The sequence below is a fragment of the Nitrospirae bacterium YQR-1 genome, assembly GCA_039908095.1.
In the GTDB taxonomy this organism is placed as follows: domain Bacteria; phylum Nitrospirota; class Thermodesulfovibrionia; order Thermodesulfovibrionales; family Magnetobacteriaceae; genus Magnetomonas.
Map to the genome: position 1 here is coordinate 34,363 of JAMOBJ010000014.1, position 23,060 is coordinate 57,422.

General features: G+C 40.0%; 21 protein-coding genes. 14 read left to right on the forward strand and 7 right to left on the reverse strand.

The genetic code is table 11. The features are described 5' to 3' along the window. Window positions 1–47: 47 nt before the first annotated feature. The 7 genes from H7844_08500 (at window position 48) to H7844_08530 (ending at window position 7,828) form a co-directional block, all read left to right on the forward strand. Window positions 48–503: a ribosome maturation factor RimP gene (locus H7844_08500; GenBank protein ID MEO5357323.1), complete on the forward strand. Its 456-nt coding sequence runs from the start codon at window positions 48–50 to the stop codon at window positions 501–503. Next, window positions 500–1,600, forward strand: a complete 1,101-nt coding sequence (gene nusA / locus H7844_08505) for a transcription termination factor NusA (GenBank protein MEO5357324.1) — start codon at window positions 500–502, stop codon at window positions 1,598–1,600. The genes H7844_08500 and nusA overlap by 4 nt, the downstream gene beginning before the upstream one ends. Before the next feature lie 35 nt (window positions 1,601–1,635). Continuing rightward, the gene (locus H7844_08510) at window positions 1,636–1,950 is read left to right on the forward strand and encodes a hypothetical protein (protein MEO5357325.1); all 315 of its coding nucleotides are present in this window, start codon (window positions 1,636–1,638) and stop codon (window positions 1,948–1,950) included. Beyond that, window positions 1,950–2,744 (forward strand): prepilin peptidase, encoded by a 795-nt coding sequence (locus H7844_08515; GenBank protein ID MEO5357326.1) that lies wholly within the window; start codon window positions 1,950–1,952, stop codon window positions 2,742–2,744. Before H7844_08510 ends, H7844_08515 begins: the two co-directional genes overlap by 1 nt. A gap of 254 nt (window positions 2,745–2,998) precedes the next feature. Continuing rightward, window positions 2,999–3,817, forward strand: a complete 819-nt coding sequence (locus H7844_08520; GenBank protein MEO5357327.1) for a substrate-binding domain-containing protein — start codon at window positions 2,999–3,001, stop codon at window positions 3,815–3,817. Then, window positions 3,817–5,727: an ATP-binding protein gene (locus H7844_08525; GenBank protein ID MEO5357328.1), complete on the forward strand. Its 1,911-nt coding sequence runs from the start codon at window positions 3,817–3,819 to the stop codon at window positions 5,725–5,727. The genes H7844_08520 and H7844_08525 overlap by 1 nt, the downstream gene beginning before the upstream one ends. Before the next feature lies 1 nt (window position 5,728). Next, on the forward strand, window positions 5,729–7,828 hold the full coding sequence (locus H7844_08530) for a response regulator (protein ID MEO5357329.1): 2,100 nt from the start codon (window positions 5,729–5,731) through the stop codon (window positions 7,826–7,828). A 143-nt stretch (window positions 7,829–7,971) separates the two neighbouring features. On the opposite strand, the gene H7844_08535 is transcribed toward H7844_08530, so the two are convergent. The 4 genes from H7844_08535 to H7844_08550 form a co-directional block, all read right to left on the reverse strand. Then, window positions 7,972–8,823, reverse strand: a complete 852-nt coding sequence (locus H7844_08535) for a universal stress protein (GenBank protein ID MEO5357330.1) — start codon at window positions 8,821–8,823, stop codon at window positions 7,972–7,974. 1 nt (window position 8,824) lies between these two features. Further along, window positions 8,825–9,241 (reverse strand): hypothetical protein, encoded by a 417-nt coding sequence (locus H7844_08540; GenBank protein ID MEO5357331.1) that lies wholly within the window; start codon window positions 9,239–9,241, stop codon window positions 8,825–8,827. Window positions 9,242–9,266: 25 nt separating this feature from the next. Further along, window positions 9,267–10,229, reverse strand: a complete 963-nt coding sequence (locus H7844_08545; protein ID MEO5357332.1) for a sulfite exporter TauE/SafE family protein — start codon at window positions 10,227–10,229, stop codon at window positions 9,267–9,269. Window positions 10,230–10,677: 448 nt separating this feature from the next. Continuing rightward, window positions 10,678–10,857, reverse strand: a complete 180-nt coding sequence (locus tag H7844_08550; protein ID MEO5357333.1) for a universal stress protein — start codon at window positions 10,855–10,857, stop codon at window positions 10,678–10,680. Between the two features lie 556 nt (window positions 10,858–11,413). On the opposite strand from H7844_08550, the gene H7844_08555 reads away from it, so the two are divergent. The 3 genes from H7844_08555 to H7844_08565 all read left to right on the forward strand — a co-directional run bounded on the left by H7844_08555 (window position 11,414) and on the right by H7844_08565 (window position 15,694). Beyond that, entirely contained in the window at window positions 11,414–14,479 is a 3,066-nt protein-coding gene (locus H7844_08555; protein MEO5357334.1) for a PAS domain S-box protein, read from the forward strand. Between the two features lie 84 nt (window positions 14,480–14,563). Further along, window positions 14,564–14,938: a response regulator gene (locus tag H7844_08560; GenBank protein MEO5357335.1), complete on the forward strand. Its 375-nt coding sequence runs from the start codon at window positions 14,564–14,566 to the stop codon at window positions 14,936–14,938. Between the two features lie 240 nt (window positions 14,939–15,178). After that, entirely contained in the window at window positions 15,179–15,694 is a 516-nt protein-coding gene (locus tag H7844_08565; protein ID MEO5357336.1) for a CBS domain-containing protein, read from the forward strand. Between the two features lie 195 nt (window positions 15,695–15,889). On the opposite strand, the gene H7844_08570 is transcribed toward H7844_08565, so the two are convergent. Next, complete coding sequence (locus H7844_08570) at window positions 15,890–16,552, reverse strand: DNA alkylation repair protein (GenBank protein MEO5357337.1); 663 nt, start codon at window positions 16,550–16,552, stop codon at window positions 15,890–15,892. Between the two features lie 376 nt (window positions 16,553–16,928). Next, window positions 16,929–17,447 (reverse strand): Uma2 family endonuclease, encoded by a 519-nt coding sequence (locus tag H7844_08575; GenBank protein MEO5357338.1) that lies wholly within the window; start codon window positions 17,445–17,447, stop codon window positions 16,929–16,931. Between the two features lie 221 nt (window positions 17,448–17,668). Here H7844_08575 and H7844_08580 point away from each other — a divergent pair, with 221 nt between their 5' ends. After that, window positions 17,669–18,820, forward strand: coding sequence for a DegT/DnrJ/EryC1/StrS family aminotransferase (locus H7844_08580; protein ID MEO5357339.1), 1,152 nt, complete (start codon window positions 17,669–17,671; stop codon window positions 18,818–18,820). 30 nt (window positions 18,821–18,850) lie between these two features. Further along, on the forward strand, window positions 18,851–19,828 hold the full coding sequence (locus H7844_08585; protein MEO5357340.1) for a glycosyltransferase family 2 protein: 978 nt from the start codon (window positions 18,851–18,853) through the stop codon (window positions 19,826–19,828). Window positions 19,829–19,854: 26 nt separating this feature from the next. Here the strand turns inward: H7844_08585 and H7844_08590 are convergent, their stop codons facing one another. After that, entirely contained in the window at window positions 19,855–20,415 is a 561-nt protein-coding gene (locus tag H7844_08590; GenBank protein MEO5357341.1) for an acyltransferase, read from the reverse strand. Between the two features lie 295 nt (window positions 20,416–20,710). Between H7844_08590 and H7844_08595 the strand changes: the two genes are divergently transcribed. Further along, entirely contained in the window at window positions 20,711–21,790 is a 1,080-nt protein-coding gene (locus tag H7844_08595; protein ID MEO5357342.1) for a GNAT family N-acetyltransferase, read from the forward strand. Window positions 21,791–21,851: 61 nt separating this feature from the next. Beyond that, window positions 21,852–23,036, forward strand: a complete 1,185-nt coding sequence (locus tag H7844_08600) for a hypothetical protein (protein MEO5357343.1) — start codon at window positions 21,852–21,854, stop codon at window positions 23,034–23,036. Window positions 23,037–23,060: the final 24 nt, after the last annotated feature.

Sequence of the window (23,060 nt, forward strand, 5' to 3'; positions counted from 1 at the left end):
TTATCTAACTTAACAAGTGGGCTTAACCCACTTTTTTATTTTGTGTTATGGAAACACTAAAGAAAATAAGAAACCTCGTTGAGGAGGTAGCAAAGAGAAGCAACGTGGAGGTTGCGGGGATTGATGTGAAGGGGCAGGGAAGACGTACGCTTTTGAGATTGACGTTGGATAAGGAGGGGGGAATCACTCTGGATGACTGTGAGAGGGTCAGCCGTGAAGTGGCTGTGATTTTGGATGTTGAGGATATGTTTCCTAACTCATATACATTGGAGGTGACATCTCCCGGTATAGACAGGCTGCTAAAGGGTAAAAAGGATTTTATAAAAAACATAGGAAATCTTCTTAATGTGGTGACAGCGGAAAAGATAGCTAACGGGAATTTTTTCAGGGGACGTCTTCAAAGCGTTGAGGAGAATTCAATAACCCTTTCGGATGGGAAGAAACTGGTGGAAATCCCTATTGACAACGTATCAAGAGCCAAAGTGGAGATAGAGATAAGATGAGCAAAGAAATCAGATACGTAATAGAACAGATAAGCAATGAAAAAGGGATATCGAAAGACCATTTAAGAGCCACGATAGAGTCGGCTATGCTTACTGCTGTAAAGAGGAAGTTCATAAGGAATGAAAATATTGGACTTACGATAAGCCCTGAGAGTTATGAGCTTAGTGTGTTTAAAACAAAAACTGTAGTAAAAAAGGTTGCGGATAACGATATGGAAATATCGCTTGAGGATGCACTGATATTAAATAAAAACGCAAAGGTGGGAGACCAGATAGCTGACCCCCTTGATATAAAGGACTTTGGACGTATAGCCGCCCAGGCAGCCAAACAGGTGATAATGCAAAAGGTGCGGGAAGCGGAAAGAGACGTTATTTATGATAAGTTTATAGGCAAGGTGCACACTGTGGTCTCAGGCGTAGTGCAGAGAAAAGAAAAGGGTATGTATTTTATAAATATTGGGAAGGCGGAGGCTGTGCTGCCGGTAAGGGATACTCTGCCGCGGGAATATCTTAAGTCGGGGGATACGATAAGGGCCTATATAGCCTCAGTAAACCCATCCTCAAAGGGGCCGCAGATAATACTCTCCCGTACCTCTGCTAGTTTTGTAGCAGAGCTTTTTAAGATGGAGGTTCCGGAAATTAATGACGGCATTGTTGTTATAAAAGACCTTGTCAGGGAGCCCGGAGAGAGAACAAAATTAGCCGTATTTTCTAATGACCACTCTATAGACCCGGTGGGAGCTTGTGTTGGGATGAAAGGAACCCGTGTGCAGGCCATTGTAAGGGAGCTGCGGGGAGAACGTATAGATATAATCCACTGGACCAATGACATCAGAGTCTATATAGCCAAGGCGCTGACCCCTGCCGAGGTGGACAAAATCGGCATTAACGAAGAGGACAAAACCGCCATGGTCGTTGTCGATGATTTACAGCTGTCCCTTGCTATCGGGAAAAAGGGGCAAAACGTAAAGCTTGCAATGAAACTTACCGGATGGGATATAGACATTATAAGTGAATCAAGGTACTCCAAGATACGGCAGGACGGAACCGATAAAGACTTTGACGATATTTTGTTAGAGCAAAAACATAGCAACTAATATTTACAGCGGAAAGTGTAGTGGGGGGGAGTTTTTTGTGGAGTGAGCTTAAAGATGACTTTCAAAACGGTGTGGATAGGCTTAAGTGGGCCTCAGCGTTTATTTCCGATAGATTAAAGACTGAGATTGTATTATTTAAGCTTCTGAATAAAATCAACGACCTTGAAAAATCAAAGACCGCACTGTATGCTGAAATCGGGCAAAAGGTGCATGAATTAAGCCACTTATCGCCGGTTGACGTTTATACCCATCCTGAAATATCAAAAAATCTGCGCTCTGTTACCGAGCTTGACGGCAAGATAGAGGAACTTAAAAAGCAGGCCTCAACAGTAAGCACACCGGAGGGGTAGTGTTTTATTATATATTGGCGTTTAGTTTTGGGCTGGTTATCGGCTCCTTTTTAAATGTCTGCATCTACAGACTTCCCATTGAAAAATCTATAGTAAGCCCGCTGTCATCATGTCCGCACTGTCACTCTTTTATCAGGCCGTGGGATAACATCCCCGTCCTGAGTTACATTATACTTTGGGGAAAGTGCCGGAATTGTAAGGAGAGCATCTCACTCAGATACCCGTTAATCGAGCTTTTAAATGCTCTGTTGTATGTGTTTACTTTGTATAAATTCCAAGCAACTCCTCATAGCATTTTTTACATGGCATTTTTATCGGCCTTAATAATAATAATATTTATAGACTTTGACCACATGATAATTCCCGATGTTATAACAATCCCGGGGGCAATAGCAGGAGTCATAGCGGCTTCCTTCATACTGCCCGATGTCTTTAACCCAGCGCTGAGGCTTGGATTTGTGAACTCGTTAATCGGGCTGGGTGTTGGCTTTGGCATCTTTTATACGATAGCTTTTTTGGGTGAGAAAATCTTAAAAAAAGAGGCGATGGGTGGAGGAGACATTAAAATGATGGCAATGACCGGGGCGGTGTTAGGCTGGAAGGCGGTGCTCCTTGCGACGTTTGCCGGCAGTTTTATCGGCTCAGTTTATGGAATCTCCGTGATTATTGTAAAAGGAAGAGATTGGCAGTCCAAGATTCCCTTTGGCCCGTTTTTGGCTATCGGAACACTCATCAGCCTTTATTTCGGAAGGGAATTGTTGTTTTTATATTTAAATGCCGGAAGGATTTTTTAAGACATTTTTTTCGTAGAAAATGTAATGATATAAGGGCTGTTAATGAAACAATATAATACCAAGTTGCATTCAGAAGTAAACACAGGCGGCTGGGAGAAAGCGACGCCTCCCCTTATAGGGGATTCCACTTTAAGGGAGAGTACGCCCCGGAGCTTTTGACGAAGCCAACGAAGTTAGACGATTGAATGCAACTTGGTATAACCGATAGCAAGAGAGTTTTAAATGATGCATAAAACTTTAACAGGGAGAAAATCATGAAACAGACACTGCTGCACATATTTTTATTATTAGTAATAATTTTTGGAATAAGCAATCAAGCTTCAGCTGAGGAAAAAATCGTAATTGAAGGCACGGGCGACAGCCAGAATTTGCTGAGAATATTGGCAAAGGCATATGAAAAAAATCATCAGGGTATGCACATTGAAGTACCCGATACTATCGGCACTATAGGTGGTATCAAATCCGTAGCCGATGGAAAGTGCGTTATGGGAAGAACGGCACGTAAATTGAAAGACAAGGAGAAAGTGTATAACCTCAACTACAAGGAATTTGCATATAGTCCAGTCGTTTTTATTGCCAATATTGATAGCAAGAAACCTGATAATCTCAGCTCAGAGCAAATTATAGGCATATTCTCGGGCGAGATCACCTCATGGGAGGAATTAGGCGGTGAGAAGCAGCAGATATACGTATTAAACAGACAAGAGGATGATTCATCAAGGAATGTGTTGGAGCAAGGCATACCCGGATTCAAGGACATAAAAAAAACAGCCGGCAAAACAGCATATACCACGCCTGAAAGTATTGATATTTTGAAACGATATAAAAACACCATTGGTTATGGGCACATTTCTATGGTAGTAAACACAGGCTTAACAGTATTGAAAATAGATGGTGTTTATCCCTCAATTAGAGATGTTCAAAACGGCAGCTATAAATTAATGTCGCCTTTTGGACTTGTATGGAAAGGGGAACTTACCGGCCTTGCAAAAGATTTCGTTGATTTTCTTTTTACTAAAGAAGCTCAGGCAATTATAATTAAAAACGGAACAGTCCCGGCTAAGACGGAATAATGTTTTTATCAATCAAAAGCAGAATATTGATATCTCATTTTGGCATGGTTTTATTTGTTGGACTTGCAATAGGGATAAGCAGCCTCTGGTTTATCACAAACCATGTTACCGTTGATGAGGCTAAACACCTGCAATTTACAGCCAACATGATGAGGTTTCGGATACTTGACGGCATTGCCAATAAAGTATCCATTTTACAACGGATACTTGATGGCAGGGAAGTGGATTTTTACGCAGAGAAATATCAGGAGCCTGTCCTTGTGCAGTATTTCGCGAGATTTTCAAAAGTATTTCCAGTGTTAAGTTATATAAATACTGCCGGAGCTGAGGTGGAGGAGGTAAAAGTTGTAAACGGCATAGTATCCAGAGATTATAACAACATCAGGGATTCCTCAAATATTAAAATGATAATGACGGCGCCCAACAGTACTATTATCTCAACCGTGCAAAGCAATGTTGAACTTGGCATTCCGGCAATTTCTTTTATTACACCAAAATATAGTTTTTTTGGTGATAAAGTTATTGGATATATAAAAGGCATCGTGCCTGTTTCTGACATCACAAATGTTCTATCTGACATAGAAGTGGGAGAGACAGGGTTTATCTTATTGTTTAGCAATGAAAAAGCAATCATTTATCCCGATAGTAAGCATAAAATTATAGGCAAATTGATTGAAAAGTATGATGGTTCCCATGATTTAATCACCAAACCTGTATCATTGCCAAAAGGGATCAGCAGGGCTTTTATCTTAGGAATTGACAGCATTGTTGCCCATACTTCCATTGAAGAGACCGACTGGTCATTAATGGTAGTTGTACCGTATAAGGAGTTTCACCTGGAAGCAAACAAGGTTAAATATATCACATTTGGTATATTAATTGCTGTATTAACGATAAGCGGAGTTATATTTACGATGATAACCACTAACATAAGCACTAATATAACCAATCCGCTAAAAAGATTTATTTCATTTACAGAGGTGGTAGCCAAAGGGGATTATTCTCAGATAACCGACATTAATACAAAAGATGAGATTGGAGTTTTAGCAAGATCCTTTAATAATATGCTCACAGATTTAAAAAAAACGCAGCAGGCCCGCGATATGCACCTTGAGGAATTAGAGGCGGCTTATGAGTATCTCAAAAAGAGTCAGGCTCAACTGGTGCAGGCGGAAAAGATGGCCTCTCTCGGGCAACTGGTGGCCGGGGTCGCTCATGAAATAAACACGCCTGTAGGCATTGCTATTACACTGTCCTCATCTATTGTTAAAACTACCGGAGATATAATGGCGGCATTCAACGATAAATCTCTTCATAAGCTGCAACTTGAGCAATACATAACTGAGATGGGAGCAGGCAGCTCCATCATACTAAAAAACCTTCTTCACACTGCCGACTTAATTAAGAGTTTCAAGATGGTATCAACAGATCAGATAACACAAGAGAGGCGAAAGTTTAAGATAAAGGATTATTTAGAGGAGATACTGCTGAGTCTTCAGCCCAAACTCAAGAAACACCCGCATACTGTTGAAATTCGATGTTCAGAAGATATTGAAACAGACAGCTATCCGGGAGCATTTGCACAAGTAATAACAAACCTCCTGATGAATTCTATTTTGCATGCATATGAACCCGGAGATAAGGGCAAAATAACAATTGAAGTAATCGCTTTTGAACAGGAAATTATTGTACAATACAGAGATGACGGCAAGGGTGTGCCAGAGGAGAATCTAAAGAGGATATTTGACCCTTTTTTTACAACACGCCGGGGGACAGGCGGCACAGGGCTTGGGCTACATATTGTATATAATATAGTTACGCTGACCCTTGGCGGACACATCGAGTGTAAAAGCATGTTGGGAAAAGGAGCGGAATTTATTATTAATTTTCCTGCTGCGGCAAGAGGATAGTATGTTTAACCATGATAACGACAGTTTTTTCTATCAGGATGGGAATTTAGGCAATCTGTCAGAGACTGCTGAAAAGTGGAAGGTAGTGATAGCAGATGATGAGCCCGAAGTGCACACGATGACGAGATTAGCATTGAATAATTTTGTCTATGAAGGCAAGTCTCTGGAATTTTTAAGCGCTTACTCCGGAGGCGAGGCAAAAAAGCTAATTGCTGAAAACCCTGATACTGCGGTTATTCTTTTGGACGTTGTGATGGAGGACGACCATTCCGGACTTTATGCTACAAAATACATCAGAGAAGAGCTGAAAAACAATCATGTACGGATCATTCTAAGGACAGGCCAACCAGGGCAGGCTCCAAAACATGATGTTATAATTAATTACGATATCAATGATTACATAGAAAAAACCGAATTGACAATAGACAAATTTAATATTGTGATGATTTTATCCTTAAGGACATACAGAGACATATTAACAATTGAGAACACTAAAAGAGACCTTGAGAAGGCAATCATAGAAAAAGAGGCTTCAAGGGCTGCAAACATTGCCAAGACTGAATTTTTAGCCAACATGAGCCATGAAATCCGCACCCCTATGAATGCCATTATTGGATTGACTGAGCTTGTTCTTGATACAGAGCTACAACGGCAGCAGAGGGAATACATCGAAACTGTGCTTAATTCAGCCAATACTCTTTTAGGTCTTATAAACAGCATACTGGACCTTTCAAAAATTGAGGCCGGGAAACTTGAGCTTGAGGAGACCGATTTTGACTTGCGTGAGTTAGTGGAAAACATGTGTGAACCACTTTCGATTCAGGCACACAAAAAGGGCCTGGAACTCTCAAGCCATATAAAGCCCGGAGTACCTTTAAAATTAAAAGGTGATCCGGCACGCCTTGGGCAGATACTTCTTAACTTAGTGGGCAATGCGATGAAATTTACCACAACAGGGGAAATATTGGTAGAAGTTGAAAAACAGCCCGACAGTACTGATGATAAATCCGTCATGTTACATTTTTCCGTAAGCGATACCGGTATAGGAATACCTGTTTCAAAGTTTAACCAAATATTTGAGAGCTTTTCTCAGGCAGACAGCTCAACAACAAGGAAATATGGAGGGACTGGTCTGGGGCTTACTATAACGAAACAATTGGTAACACTGATGGGCGGCAAGATATGGATACAGAGTACTGAGGGTAAAGGAAGCAAGTTTCATTTCACGGCATGTTTTGCGCTAATCGCCGATGAAAATACATCTGTGATGAGTAATTTTAATAACATGAAGGTACTGATAGCCTGTAATTATTCCAGTTGCCGCAACATAATAAAGGACATTCTTACTGACTCAGGTAATGAGATAAGTGAGGCAATCGGGGCGGAAGAAACACTTAAGAAACTGGAGGCTGCAAAGGCATCCGGCAGCCCGTATGATATTATCTTTGTGGACGTCCGTCTCTCAGGTACAGGCGGCTTTAAAATGGCTGAGAAGATAAAAGCCGACTCCGGTATCCCGTCATCAATCGTTATGATGTTAAACTCAAACCAGAGAGCGGGGGATTTGGAGAGATGCACAGAGACCGGGGCATCTTCCTATATAATTAAACCGATAAAGTATAAGGATATAATAAACACCGTTACCAGGGTACTTTCTTCTAAACAATCGGGCAAAACAGAGGCAGAGCAGGTGCAAATAGCTTTACCGGCGTCTATTGAAGCTGTGGATTCCTCTTTGCGAATCCTGTTGGTTGAGGATAATCAGACAAACCGGGTGGTAGCCAAAGGAATATTGAAAAAAAATGGGTTTATTATAACTGAGGCAGTGGACGGACAAAAGGCTGTTGAACTTGCTTCAGAGGTAATGTTTGATTTGATTTTGATGGACGTGCAAATGCCGGTGATGGATGGCTTTGAGGCGACAAAAATAATAAGGGCCTCGGAAACCACCCGCAAAATTCCAATTATTGCAATGACTGCACATGCGTTAAAAGGAGACAGGGAGCGTTGCATAGAGGCAGGAATGGACGACTACATAACAAAACCTATCAGAGCTGCAGAATTGATTCAAATCATTAAGAAATATACCGGAGAGCACTAATACAGGGTAGCAGTCAAAAGAGTAACGAGGTGGCTGGGAGCTTTTGACCAAGCCAACGAAGTTAGACGATTGAATGCAAATTGGTATCAGTGGGTAGGGGGAAGATACCCGCTCTGTAGCGGGTGGCATCTTCCCCCTTAGCACTACACTTTAGAGATAAGCACAGAGCACTGTGCAAGTGATACAACCCGTTCGGCAACACTGCCCATAAGCAGCCTGTCAAGGCCGGTTCTACCATGTGAACCCATGATAACCAAATCAGCGCCTGACTCCATTGAAGCGTTCACAATAGCCTTATATGGTTCGCCGGTAAGAATAAGTGTTTCAACGGCAATACCTCGTTTGGCAGCATTTTCTTTTACTCTGTCCAGATTTTTCTCGACATCATGCAATCCCTCTTTGTTTTTTGCAACTGCAACTGCCAGAAAATGTTTCACAAACGGACAACTGGCCGCCATGTTGATGGCCTCACTTTCAGCAGCTATGCTGTATTTTGAACCGTCTGTGGCAAGCATAATGTTCTCACCTTTTATCTCTGTATCTTTGGGTACTACAAGAACCTTGCACGGAGAGTAGGCTATGGTTTTAGCCGTCTGACTCCCCATAATCATCAGTTTAAGGCCGGTCCTGCCGCGCCTTCCCATTATTATGACGTCAGCTTTTCTCTTCTTTGCCTCATCTATTATAGACTCATAGGGCTGAACTGACCTCCTTACCACTATATCGCACTCAACGTTTTCCTCTGCGGCTAAATCCCTGACAGCCTCAAAGTGTCTGCCGGCTTCCTCTTCCATCTTCTCAACATACTTCATGCCTTCTGTTTCCAACTCAGGGTTAAACTCAAAAACCCTCAGTACTGTCAGTCTTGTCTGACATGCACGTGCAAAACTAATTGCCTCGGCTATGGCGCCTTTACTGTAATCTGAACCATCGGTTGCCAAAATGATGGACTTTAAGTCCCCCATCAAGTGCATTCTGTACTTGTCACTTTCCATGTTAGTGGCCTCCTGTCTTTAACAGCCCTGATGCCGCTAAAACTAACACTATCACCTCTACCAAGGCTATAATGCCATATGCGGTGTCTTTCTTTCTAAACAAAATGGGGATTATGGCAAGAAAACAAATAATTGTTACAGCACCAAGAAAAGCAATACCTATAAAGTTTAGAAAATCCCCCTTATTAAGCAGGTAAAGCCATGACCATCCGCCGTGCAACCCCTTCACCTCAAGGTATTTATGTACAGAGAGTCCCCAGAGCTTAGGCAGCTCATCCACCGGTACCTCCGGCTTAAGTACCCCGGTTAAATAAAGTGCAAAAGACACTATCAGCATCAGCATTCCAAGTTTCATTCCTATGTCAAGTAGTTTTGCGTATCGCAGCTGCTCTTCCGTTGCATGTATTTCTTTTCCCATAACGTAGCTCTCCTTTATTAAAAGATTAATTCCATATGCCAAGGCCTTTTAAAAGCGCCCTTAAACCCGCAAAAAGAAGCATCGTGATAACAACATATCTGACGGCGGACGGTTTGGTCTTTGCCAATATCTTAACACCTACCATTGAGCCCAGCATTATACCTATAATTGATGGTACCACTATCATAGGCAACACTGCGCCGTTATTTATGTATATCCAGGCGGCAGACGTATCAGTTATGGAAAGTAAAAATTTAGATGATGAAACGGCCACTTTAAGAGGCGCTCCCATAAGAAGATTCAAAGTCGGCACATTTGCCCACCCTGCGCCAAGGCCAAACATGCCGGCCATTACTCCTATTATTATAAATAGGAAGAATCCCTTAAGAGTTCTGTGGATTTTCCAGTTAATCTGTTGTCCTGTAGATACCTCATGATATACGCCGGTTATTCTAAGTGCTGTGGAAAGTGGGTCGGCTTCTTTAACTTCAGGGAACTCCGACTTCTTAGCCTTCATAATAATGATTACTATACCAAGTATTGTTACGCCAAGAGATATCTGAACAACATTAGTGGGCAGAGCAAGACCAATCATAGCGCCGACTACAGCACAGGTTGAGGCGATTAGCCCTACCGGAAGCGCAAGACGTAAATCAGCCATACCTTTTTTCAGAAGCCCAGGGCCTGCCGCCAATGCTCCCGCTAAAGCCACCAATAATCCTGACCCTCTTACAAAGTCAAGATGAAATGGGAAAAAACCTCCCACTATCGGAACGAAAAGCACTCCACCTCCAACACCGCCAAGCACTGCTACAATGCCTAGTACAAAGGTTAATACAAAAAGGGAAAGCGGCCACACCCACCATGGTACATTTGCAGCCTGTTTCACCGGCTCCTCTACTCCTGACGATGCAAACACGCCGTTACATACACTTAGCACTACTAAAATCACCATAGTTACCAACAAATACTTTCTCAAATCCGGCATCTACATTGGCCTCCTTATTGATTACTTATATTGTGTAAATATACTAAACGTTTTATCCAGTAATATATTTTTTTTAGGTTTTTTTAGGATTTTGTTCCCCTAAAACAATCATTAACCTAAAAAAATATCTAAACCAAAAAAAACAGTTACTAAAGCCTGTTTTTTACCCGGTTCTACAGGTTCGATTAGTATAAACAAAAAAGCCTGTTTTTTCAATATTTTTTTTTACAAATTTCTACTCTATCAAAAAAACCGAATGGAAGGCCCCACGAAATTCTTTCTACTGCTTTATATGAGTGAACTTAAGTCACTGATTTAATTATATCCACTCATGTAAAGACTGCTGAGTTTTTTATGAAGTCACACTGCCGTCATCCACATGTCATATTTTTTTTAAACTTTTTTTACCGTTGCAACATTTGCTCTCTCCTCTGAATGTGTTGTATTACTACATAGCTGTTTTAACAACAAGAACCGAACAAGGGGCAAGTGCTACAACGCGTTCCGCCACACTTCCCATTAGGAGTTTCTCTATACCGGTTCTACCGTGTGAGCCTATTATTACCAAGTCTGCGTCTGATTCCATGGAGGCGTTAACCACATTATTATGAATGTTCGATTTAAACACACACTTTGGGAGTTTCTTAGAAAAATGATTGAAAAGTTTTATCACTTAGTGATAGAATTACAGATGTACTTTTTTAATATTAAAATCTGCCGGAGGTAATTTTTTGGTGGAATATTTCAGGCTGGGTATAAAAGAAGCTCCAGTGTTTCTCTATAAATACATTCATTTAAACGCATATGAATCAGACTAGCTTATTCCTACTGCCTTACTTATGACGGACAGATAGCGTTTAACGCTGAGGAAATCGAAGCAGTGAAATTCTACCAAATCGGAGAGATTGAGGAAAAACTCGGCGCCGGTTTATTTAGTGATAACTTTGAACACGAATTCCAAAATTATTTAAACAGGATGTAGCGTGAGAGATTAATACCGAGTTGCAGTCAGAAGCATAACGAGGCGGCAAGGAGAAAGCGACCTCCACTTACAGGGGAATCCCCTTTTTAGGGGAGAGTACGGTGAGGAGCTTTCGACGAAGCCAACGAAGTTAATTGAATGAATGCAACTTGGTATAAGCTGCATTCCGCCAATTAATCTGACATGGGAAAGGGAATATAACATGAAAATAACTAATTCTACGAGAATATTGCTTTCCTGTTTGATTCCATTTTTAGCCCTTGTAATACAGTGGTCTTTATGGCCGTTTATCAAGCCTTTTGTATGGTTTCTTTTTTTCCCATCTGTTTTTTTCAGCGCCCGTATAGGTGGTTTGTGGGGCGGGCTTGCCAGTACTTTTCTTTCCACCGCAATGGTCTGGTTTTTTTTCATCTCCCCTCAGTTATCATGGCGTATTGAAAACAAAGAAAACCTTTACTCAATAGGATTATTTTTGATTATGGGATATCTGTTTAGCGATTCACAGCGACGGTTGAATAAAGCTAACCGAATGTTGGAAGAGGCCCTTGTAGAAACTAGATCCGCCAAAGACGAAATCATGAAGCTTTACGAGCAGACTCGTGAACTTGATAAACTCAAGTCTAATTTTTTTGCCAATGTAAGCCATGAATTACGGACTCCGCTTACGTTAATCCTCGGTCCTATCCATGCTATTGCTGAAAATAATGAATTACCTGAAAATTTAAGACAAAGATTAGAAGTCGTGGAGCGTAACGCCCGTTTTCTTTATCGCCATGTTAGTGATTTACTTGACGTCGCCAAGTTAGAAGCACAAAAGATGATTCTTCAGTACTCTGAGACAGACCTTGCACATTTGGCAAGGGTGATAGCTTCACAATTTGAGGTATTAGCCCAGAGCCGGAACATCAGTTTTTCTACACAAGTTCCTGAAACGATTTTTGCCCATGCAGACGCAGAGAAGGTACAGCGCATTTTGCTGAATTTGCTCTCCAATGCCTTCAAATTTACTCCGGATGGGGGTGAAATCCAACTCGTTGTAAAAGTAGTTGACAATCAGGCAGTGTTAAGTATAGAGGACAACGGTATAGGCATTGCAACGGATATGCGCGAAATAATTTTTGAGAGGTTTCGTCAAATAGATGGTGATGCTACACGCACCCAGGGAGGTACTGGTCTGGGTTTAGCCATTGTTAAAGAATTTACAGAATTACATGGGGGTACGGTTGCAGTTGGTGAATCTTCGGGCGGAGGAGCATTGTTTGTCATCAGACTTCCTCTGAAAGCTCCGGAAGGAACGGCTATCATCTCAAAACCCACCATGTTAGATAAGGAAATCAGCACACAAGCAATAGAGGAGCTACGGATGGCCGGAGAACAATCTAAAAACCAGATTTCGATGGTTTCCAACAGACCTGATGCACCATTAATTCTTGTGGTTGAGGACAATCCGGATATGAGCAAATACCTTGTATCATTGCTTTCAGGGCATTATCATATTGCCACTGCTTTCAATGGGAAGGATGGTTTACTTAAGGCTCAAGAACTCCAACCTGATTTAATACTCTCTGATATTATGATGCCCAGGATGAGCGGAGACAAGATGGTGATGGAGTTGCGTGGACATCCTGATACAGCTGATATCCCCATTTTATTACTTACTGCCAAACTCGACGACAATTTGCGGCTACTAATGCTAAAGACAGGGGTCAAAGATTACATAGTTAAACCCTTTTCTAATGAAGAAATTGTGATTCGTGTAGACAGGCTGGCGTCAGAGCAACTCAAGCATAGAAATAGACAGGCTCAACTGGATGCAATTGTTGAAGCATCAGAAGATGCTATAATTGTACTGTCCAAAGAGGGAATAGTCATTAGCTGGAACCATGAAGCCCAGAGGATTTTGGGTTATTCTTCCGATGAGAAAATAGGAACGCCTATAATAGATATTTTCTCATCTGACCAGCGAAAGGAATACAAACAGGCTTTATCCCGTATTGCTTCAGGCAAAATAATTACACACTTTGAAACAGCTTTTAATACTGTGGACAGAAGAAACATTTTGGTATCAGTATTTATTTTTCCTGTATATGATTTCCGTAAACGGATTATTGGAACTTCCATTATCTTGAGGGATATTACAGAAAAAGTAAAATTACAACAGCGATACGAAACAATTTTATCTACATCTACTGATGGTTTCTTGATAGTGGACATAGAAGGGAAAATAATACAAATAAATGAAGCATATTGTAATATGACAGGATATACACAGCAAGAGTTATTACAAATGAGAGTAAATGATATAGATGCATTAGAGTCTTCTGATGAAACCAAAAGACGCATAATAAAAATAAAAGAGACGGGAGGAGACAGATTTGAAACAAAACAAAAGTGCAAGGATGGCAATGTTATTGATGTTGAGGTAAGTGTTAATTTTATTAAAAGCGATAACATAATGTTTTCATTTATAAGAGACATAACACAACGTAAGCAAATTGAGGATGAAATAAAGGCTGTAAACTTTAACTTACAAAAAAGAATTGAGGAAGAGGTAGCTAAAAGCCGTACTAAGGACAGGCTGATGTTTGAACAATCCAGGCAGGTATCCATGAGTGAATTACTTGTAAATATATCGCACCACTGGAGACAACCACTGTGTGCAATTGGAGTTTCAATTCAGGACATAAAAGATGCATACCTGCATGGTGAATTAGATGAGGCATATGCCGCCGAAAATGTTAAAAATGCTATGACTGAACTTTTGAAATTGTCACAGACAATCGATAATTTTAGAAGTTTTTACATCCATGAAAAGGAACAAAAAGAATTTAATATAGCAGATGAGATAAACAAGGCTGAAATGCTTATCTCAGGGTACATCAAAGATAGGGGTATTGCTATTGTTAAAGAACTAGACGAGAGTTTGATGATGCATGGCTATCCGAATGAATTTGCCCATGTAATTTTAAATATTCTTACAAATGCTACGGATAAATTTGAAGAAAAAAATATAACGAGTGGAATTATCAAAATAAAGTTAAATAAGAATGCTACCGGCAGAGTAATATTATCCATTTCAGATAATGGTGGTGAAATCCCTGAATATATAATGTATAAGTTGTTTCAACCATACTTCACTACAAAAGATAAATCACAAAGAACTGGAATGGGATTGTATATGGCAAAGATGATAATAGAGAAAAATATGAAAGGCGCCATTATAGCAAGAAACATTGATCACGGGTGTGAGTTTAGGATTGAGATGTGAAGAGATTTGCTATAATACCCAACAACGTGTAAGTATAGGATTATCAGAGCTGTCTGAAATTTAACTCGTAAGAGGAGAGAGAAATTGGAAACTCCATCAGATACAAAGGTGTTGTTGGTTGACGATGAAAAGGAGTTTGTGGATGCTTTAGCCATGAGATTAAAATTGAGAAAATTTAATGTTTCCGTTGCGTATAACGGTCTGGATGCTATTAATAGTGTAGAGCAACTAAAGCCTGATATAGTAGTGTTGGATATGAAAATGCCTCTGATGAATGGCATTGAGGTTTTACGGCGGCTTAAGATTTCTATGCCAACCCTGCCCGTGATAATACTTTCCGGTTATTCGAATGAGGCGGATATAAAGGAGGCACAGGCAGTGGGTATCTCAGACATTTTGGGTAAACCGCCTGAGATAGCACAATTGATAAACTCAATTCTGAAGGCTCTGGGGAGATGACTTCATTATTTGTGCCATAAACGCTCCCCGGTAATATAGATTCAGTGTTGTATCATTTTCAGCACAGATAATAAATGGGAACCTGGATGCTGATATAAAACTAAAAAAACTATTGACTTAATAAAAAAAACATGATACTATCGTAACTCAATACAGTTGTAGGGGGATGGTTGCAAAATTCGGTTTAGTGCGTTATAAAGAAATACAGCTCTACACACTATTATTTAGTAAGGAAAAGACATGTTGAAATCAAGGAAAATTCGTGATGTAATGATAGGTATTCTGGAATTACCACATATGCCATATTGGTTCAATATAAAACAATCAATCACTTTGCTGGTGGAGATGAGTGCAAACTCAAAAATGTTACCGCCGCAGGTTTTACTGGTTTTTGATGAACTGTATAATCTTGTCGGTATAGTGGGTGTGAAGGAGATTTTGAGAGGGCTTGAGCCCGGAGACTTGACTACAGATAAGCAGATTACAGAACAGGACCAATCGTTACCACCCTTGCCGTGGGACACTATGTTTGACCTTAATAAAGATGATGAGCAGGCCCACAAACCAGTTAGTGATATTATGCTTCCTGTCCGCTACTTTGTAGATGCGGACGAGCCCCTGAGTAAAGCTGCTTACCTGATGGCACACAACAACCTCGATGTATTGCCGGTTATTGAGAATAAGAAAAAACTAATAGGTATTGTCAGGATAGCCGAGGTTTTTGATGTATTATCAAATGCTGTATTAAAAGAGTAGTTCTTGCCAATCCGGAAGGATTTCCACCCTCTCCGGAAAATTTGGAGTATTCAAACCAAAGTTTACGGTTGACTGGAATTTTGTTTTTCTTCTCTTCCCTACATTTTATACAACCAGCTCTATCTTAACTGATTGTCTCATTTTCGGAATCCACTATAGCTAATCGAATGACTGCTACTTGGTACCAGGCCATTTTTAGTCCATTAACTCACGCAGAGCGTCACGTGCTATCCATTTTGACGATTTTGTTCCGATGTTATAAATCTCATGTGCCAGTTTTATGGCTTCCGGCCTCAGAGTTTGGTTTCTTTTTCCGATTTGTCTTAGTGCCCAGTTGACGGCTTTTTTAACAAAATTACGCTCATCTGTGGAAGCCTCTCTGATTAAGGCAAAAAAGTTAAGAAATTCGTTGTCTTCAGCTTTTTTGTCATGAACGCTCAGGGCGGCTATTAGAACAAATCCAGCCCGTTTTACAAATTCCTCCTGCCGTTTGCACCAGTCTTCAGCTTTAGAGTAAGCAAAAGGGGTTTTATCAAATAGCTTACTGCAAACCTGATCACAGACGTCCCATGAGTCAAAGTCCGTAACCCAGCGTTCCATCTGCGCCTCAGTCACCTCTTTGGGGTTATCCATCAGTGCTGCAAGAATCCTTGCCTCGTGGATTTCGCTGTCCCAGAGTTTCAATGCCAGCTCGTGGGATTTACCAACCTCTTTTAGGATTGCCTTAAGAGCAGGAATACTTACACCAAGGGTGTTTTTAGGGTTTATTCCATACCGTGCCATACCCTTTACATTTTCAGGGTTTGCAAGGGATTTCAGTTTTTCAATAATTTCGTATGTCTTTTTTTCAATATTCATGTTATCACCGTTTTTCTCATATTTGTATTTATACCAAGTTGCATTCAATCGTCTAACTTCGTTGGCTTGGTCAAAAGCTCAGGGGCGTACTCTCCCCTAAAAGGAATCCCCTGTAAGGGGAGGTGTCGCTTTCTCCTTACCGCCTGTGTTTACTTCTGACTGCAACTTGGTATTAGTTGCTGATAAAGCCTGCACAGAGATTTTTTTTTACTGCAAAAAGCCTGTTAGCTTTTTTAAAAGAGTTTATGTTAAGAGGTTCTTTGTGAAATATCTTAAACATGGCAATAGAAACCCCTATATTCACAATGTTTCTATACAATATTCCTGTTTTTGCGTAATGTGTTCTTGACAATGGGGTCCACTATACTTCTACAGGTTACTCAAACACCTCAGTAATGCTAACTTGAAGGCCCTCAATGACTTCAGATGTAACAAAACCTTCAATTGCCGCAAAGGAGTGTAATTTATACTTATCACCAATGATTGTTAATACCTCAATCGTCTGCGGCTCCGGCATAACTATCCAGTACTCCGGCACCTTGTATTTTTCATAGATAGCCTTTTTTACTGCTGTATCCATCTCATAACTGCCTGCTGATATTATCTCACAAACCATATCCGGTACGCCTCTTATCCAGTCCTGGGCAATACTCAGGTTTTCTTTCTTTATAAACAGTATATCGGGTTGAAGTCTGTTAACACCTTCATCAAAGATTATGTCTAAAGGCGAATAGTAAACCTGACCTAAGTCTCTTGTTTTAACATAATGGTGAATAATGTAATTTAGGTTGCTGCTAACCTTCTGATGATATCTAAATGGACTAGGTCCCATAATCTCTTCTCCGTTAATGATTTCCGTTAAGTCTAAATCCGTTACTATGGTTTCCGTAGTCATGGTTTATCTTAGTGCCAAACTCACATTTTTGTCAATAGAACTTGATATCCAGAATTCACCATCATTGACTTATGTATAACACATGTGTCATTATAGCAGCTGTTAGGAAGATTATGTTGATATGCCGGCGGAAAACAATATGAAGAAAAGTTTAGGCACATTTACTGTGGCAAGCAAATCTCTGTCCGGTTTAAAAGTGACTGAATATGGGAGTATTCATCGTGGCTGGTGAGCCCGCATCTTTTGAAAAACCCTTGTACATATCATCTCCGTTACTTCCCTCCATTGATGACTATGTAGAAAAACTTAAGGAAATATGGCAATCGAGGTGGCTTACAAATAACGGAGCTCAGCATAATAAGCTGGAGTCAATGTTAATGAAACAATTGAAAGTTCCCAACCTGTCCTTATTTAATAACGGCACGATAGCCCTTATTATTGCCTGCAGGGCCCTTCGTTTAAGCGGAGAGGTAATAACAACCCCTTTTACTTTCCCCGCCACCCCCCATGTGCTGGTTTGGAACGGCATTGTGCCTGTTTTCTGCGATATTGACGAGCAGACTCTTAACATAGATACTAAAAAAATTGAGATGTTGATAACACCAAAAACCAGCGCTATTTTGGGCGTACATGTATTTGGCAGGCCTTGTGATGTTTACGGTATAGAGAAAATCGCTAAATTCTACGGCCTGAAGGTCATATACGATGCCGCACATGTGTTTAACGTGGAAATTGACGGCAAGGGGATAGGAACATTTGGAGATATTTCAATGTTTAGTTTCCATGCTACAAAAATGTTTCATACAGCCGAGGGCGGTTGTTTAACATTTAATGACCCGGATTTAAAGAAAAGAATCGATTTTCTGAAAAATTTCGGAATTAAGAACGAAGAAGAAGTTATTATGCCCGGGATAAACGGCAAAATGAATGAGCTTCAGGCCGCTCTGGGTATTTCAGTTATTGAAATATTAGAGCAGGAAATACAAAAAAGAAAAACCCTCTTTGGTGTTTACAAAGAACATATTAACATCATTGACGGAATAACCATCTGTAGCGGCGTCTCTGAAACAATGCCGCAGGTTTTACCCAATTATCAATACATGGTTGTAAGGGTAAATAAGCAGATATTTGGAAAAAACAGAAATGAGCTTCACAGTGCTCTTAAAAAATATAATGTAATCACGAGAAAGTATTTTTACCCTCTGTGCAGTGAGTATGCCTGTTACAGGCAGCATTATTCATCGTCAAAAGTCCATTTGCCGGCAGCTAATACTATTGCTGATGAAGTGCTTTGTCTTCCCCTTTACGGTGCTCTGAGTGTTTCAGATGCAGAGAAAATATGCGATATAATAAAATATATAAAGGAACACTGATTATTATGATGCCGGTGGAGGTTTTATTCAATGGAATCAAACGAGAATAAAAAGATATTTTCCGTTGTTATACCAGTATATCAAAATGAGGGCAGTCTTACCGTTGCAATACCTTTAATGCTGTCAGTTATAGAAAAAATAGAGGCATATAAGACTGAAATAATTTTAGTTGACGATGGTTCGACAGATAATTCTTATGAAATAATCAAAAAATATTGCACTTCTCACCCTGAAATTATAAGAGGGGTAAAGCTTACTAAAAATTTCGGCCAGGTTTCCGCAATCTATGCAGGCCTACAAATAGCTAAGGGCCACTGCACCGGAATAATATCAGCCGACATGCAAGACCCTTTTGAGCTCTTTACAGAGATGTTGAAAATATGGGAAAAAGGAACAAAACTTGTTATTGCAGAAAGACAAAATAGAGAAGACCCTTTATTGCAGAAGGTTTTTTCCTTTTTATATTTCAGGTTGGTAAATATGTTTGCCGTCAGAGATTATCCTTACGGAGGTTTTGATTTCTGCCTGATGGACAGAGAGATAGTTAACATTTTAAGAACAATGGAGGAGAAAAACACACATTTAAGTGTTCTTATTTTTTCGTTAGGTTTTTCACATGAAATCATACTCTATACAAGAAAGAAACGTATCTATGGCCGCTCTCAATGGACATTTGCTAAAAAGTTTAAACTCTTTATTGACACCTTCGTATCCTTTTCCTATACTCCAATCAGGTTTATGTCATTAACCGGTATAATAGTGTTTTTTTTGAGCCTTACTTACGCAATATATATATCCGTACAAAAACTATTGCATCCTGAAGGGTACATCGGATGGACCTCTATAGCTTGTTTAATAACAATGTTTGGGGGCCTTATTATGTTTACATTGGGTATAATCGGCGAATATTTGTGGAGGATACTCGATGAGGTAAGAAAGAGGCCTGTTTACATAATAGATGAGGTGCTCACCGATGAAAGGCAAGACACCGGCAGCTTCAATAAGTGAAATCCAACGAAATGTACATGAAGAAATCATTGTTGCTCAGCCAGATATCTGCTCTCAAGCTCTAATAAATCACGTTTCCTTTCTGAAATCTTACGTGCCGGGCAGCCTGCATATATTGACCATGGCTCAGTTGACTTTGTTATCAGAGACATTGCCCCCACGGATGTTCCCTCAGCCAGCGTAACACCGGGAAAAACAACACTATTTGTGCCAACAATACAATGTCGTGCTATGTGAACGTGTTTTTTGAATCCTACTCTGTACTTAGCAGGTACGGTATAGTTGGTGAGAGTGCCGCCCTTATAGTCGGCGCTTTCTGAAAACACACGGCAGCCGTATGCAAGAGTTACAAAATCCTCTAAAACAATTCCTTCAGTGCCGGCTTCCAGGTTACAAAATACTGCTACATGTACATTTCGGCCAATTGACAGCTTGCCTGAAATCACACAAAAATCATCAATCCGCGAGTTATCACCTATTTCTATTTTCTCTGCCTGATAGACTGATGCCTTATCGCTTATAAGAACATTTGACCCAATCTTCTTAAAGTTCATTTTTTCAAGCTGCTCTTGTGATAGAAATGACATAAAAAACCTCCATAATATTACCTGTTAAATATATCTCTCCCGCTTTCCAAACTATCATTGTTACATCATAGTTGTCAAGTCTAATACCAAGTTACAAATTCCTGCATTTCAAGATTATTGACATTTTCCGGTATGTAGCCTGTATAATTGCATCATAGCATTTATACTAAGCTGCAGTCAGAAGTAAACGCAGGCGTACTTTTTCGTACGCCCCGGAGCTTGTGACGATGCCGACAAAGTTAGACGATTGAGGGCTGCTTGGTATTAATCCTGTCACAGGAGGTATCTCTGCAATATGACAGATGTCTTTGTTGTCTCAACTGCCGACAAAACAAGGTGGCAGAAGCAAATTGAATGCTTAAATGAAGTGGATATTTATTTTCTGCATGGTTATGCCAGGGCATTTGAGGCGGCTACAGGTAATAAACACTTCCTTTTTTGTTTTAAAAAAGAGGACTTCTGTATTATTGAACCTTTCTGTCTAAGAGAGCTTGATGAGTTCAAATCCACTTACACAAATAGATATGGAGAGCTCCTGGAGTGGAATTGGCAGGACTCACTATCCCCTTATGGTTACTGCGGTCCGGTTTGTTCAGACGGACATATGACTGAGGCACTGTTTGATGAATATTTAAGCGCATTAAAGGATTTTTTTAAGAGAGAACATATCGTCTCACATTTCATAAGATTTAACCCTTTACTTTTTAATTATAAGGATTATTTCGGAAAATATCTGGATTATGTACACAATGACAAAGTTGTAGTGGTAAATTTGAATCAGGGTATTGAAGCTGTAAGAGCAGGGTATCGTTCAAGAAATATAAAAAAAGCAAACAGAGCAGATATAAAATACCGCATATGCCATGAGGTGGAGGAACTCTCCAGCGCACTGCCGGATTTTAAATTGCTTTATACGGACACGATGGACAGAGTAAAAGCCAATCAATTTTACCACTTCTCCGAAGAGTTTTTTAGGGTTCTTTCGCTTGAACTCTACCCGCACTGTAAATACTTCATGCTATACCACAATGAGGTTGCCGTTGCCGGCATTATAGTTTTAGTGTATGGCAGGCGCATTCACTATTTTCTATCGGCATCTACAGCTTATGGACAGACTATGAGGGCAAATGACTTTTTATTGGATAAGATTATGCAGTGGGGCTGCCAAAATGGCTACGATTGTTTTTTTCTTGGCGGCGGACATCCTGACCGTCCTAATCTGCTGGAATATAAAAAGAGATTTTCCAACACACTGATTGATTGCTTCAAAGGCGGCGTGATTACCGACTCACAAAGATACGACGCCTTGTGTTCCCTGTGTAACACAGAGACTGTTGTACAGTACTTCCCTCTTTACAGGGCCCCCCTGCAATAAAGCTGAGAAATAACACCGGATTGAAATAAAAAATCATATTTGCTACAATACAACCCAATAAATGAAATCATTTGTAATAAAGGGTTGCCGGTATGATTTTCTTGTCGAAGCCTACGAGGGTTATGTTAGAACCAAAATCCCGTTAGTTGGTTTTTCAGATGGTAAGTTTATTCCAGCCGGATGGGGTGGTTCACCGGGTATTTACTATTTTATTCCTAAAATCGCTTTTTATTTCGGGCTGACTATTGACCAGGCCATTAATGTTTTTTGGGGAGGCCTTGTAGTGCTATCTCTGGTTTTTTCTGTAACCGGTTTTATTATTCTGTTTAAAAATAAACTTCCGCAACTAGCCGTTTCTTTTGTTTATTTATTCATTTTTTATTTTTATATGATAAGTAAAATTACGGAAGAATACCTTGTCTCCCCTATGGTATCTGTAGTATTCGTTCCCTGGATTTTAATTTTATTTAAAAAAGACTATAAAACTTATAAGCTCCTTTCAATATATTTTATTATTGGTTTTATGTTATCAATTACCAATTTAATCAGAAGCCATTCAGTTACAGGGCTTTTACTTTTTATCCTCACCCTGGTAATTCTACATGTTAAATATACTACCAAATTAAAACTTCTGGTGTGTGCTGTAATAGTAATCTCCATGAGTATTCCCGGGTTCTATTATAAAAATGTCCTGTTACCGGAGAAGAATGCTTTTTTGAGAGACAAATTTGCAGCGATTGATCTGATAGAGATGTCTCAACCACTGTGGCACTCCGCCTACATAGGGCTTGCATATGCAGAAAATGATATTGTCAAACCGTTCTATTCTGATTATGTCGGCGAGCAGAAAGTTAAGGAAATTAATCCACAATTAGCGGAGATACCAGTTCACTCGGCGTATAAAGAATATCATGAAATTTTAAAAAAGGAATTTTTTAAAATTGTAAAGAACAATCCATGGGTTATTATTATAAATCTGGGAACAAAGCTGGCTGTTCTGTATATTTATTTTCTTGTCTTTGCTAATATAGGAATCATAGCTTCTTTAACTTATAAAAAACCATGGTCTATGGAGCTGGCACTATGGTTTGCCATAGCTTTTAATTCTCTGGTTGGATTGATAATAGTGCCAAGCGGACAGTATATTTCAGGGTTTATAGCATTTTCCGCCCTATACGGGCTATTTAGTGTTACCCATGCCGTTGAGAAACCGCAAAAAAGATTTAACAGCGGCAAAAACCTTTAAAAAAAATCCTGACACCGGCGCCTC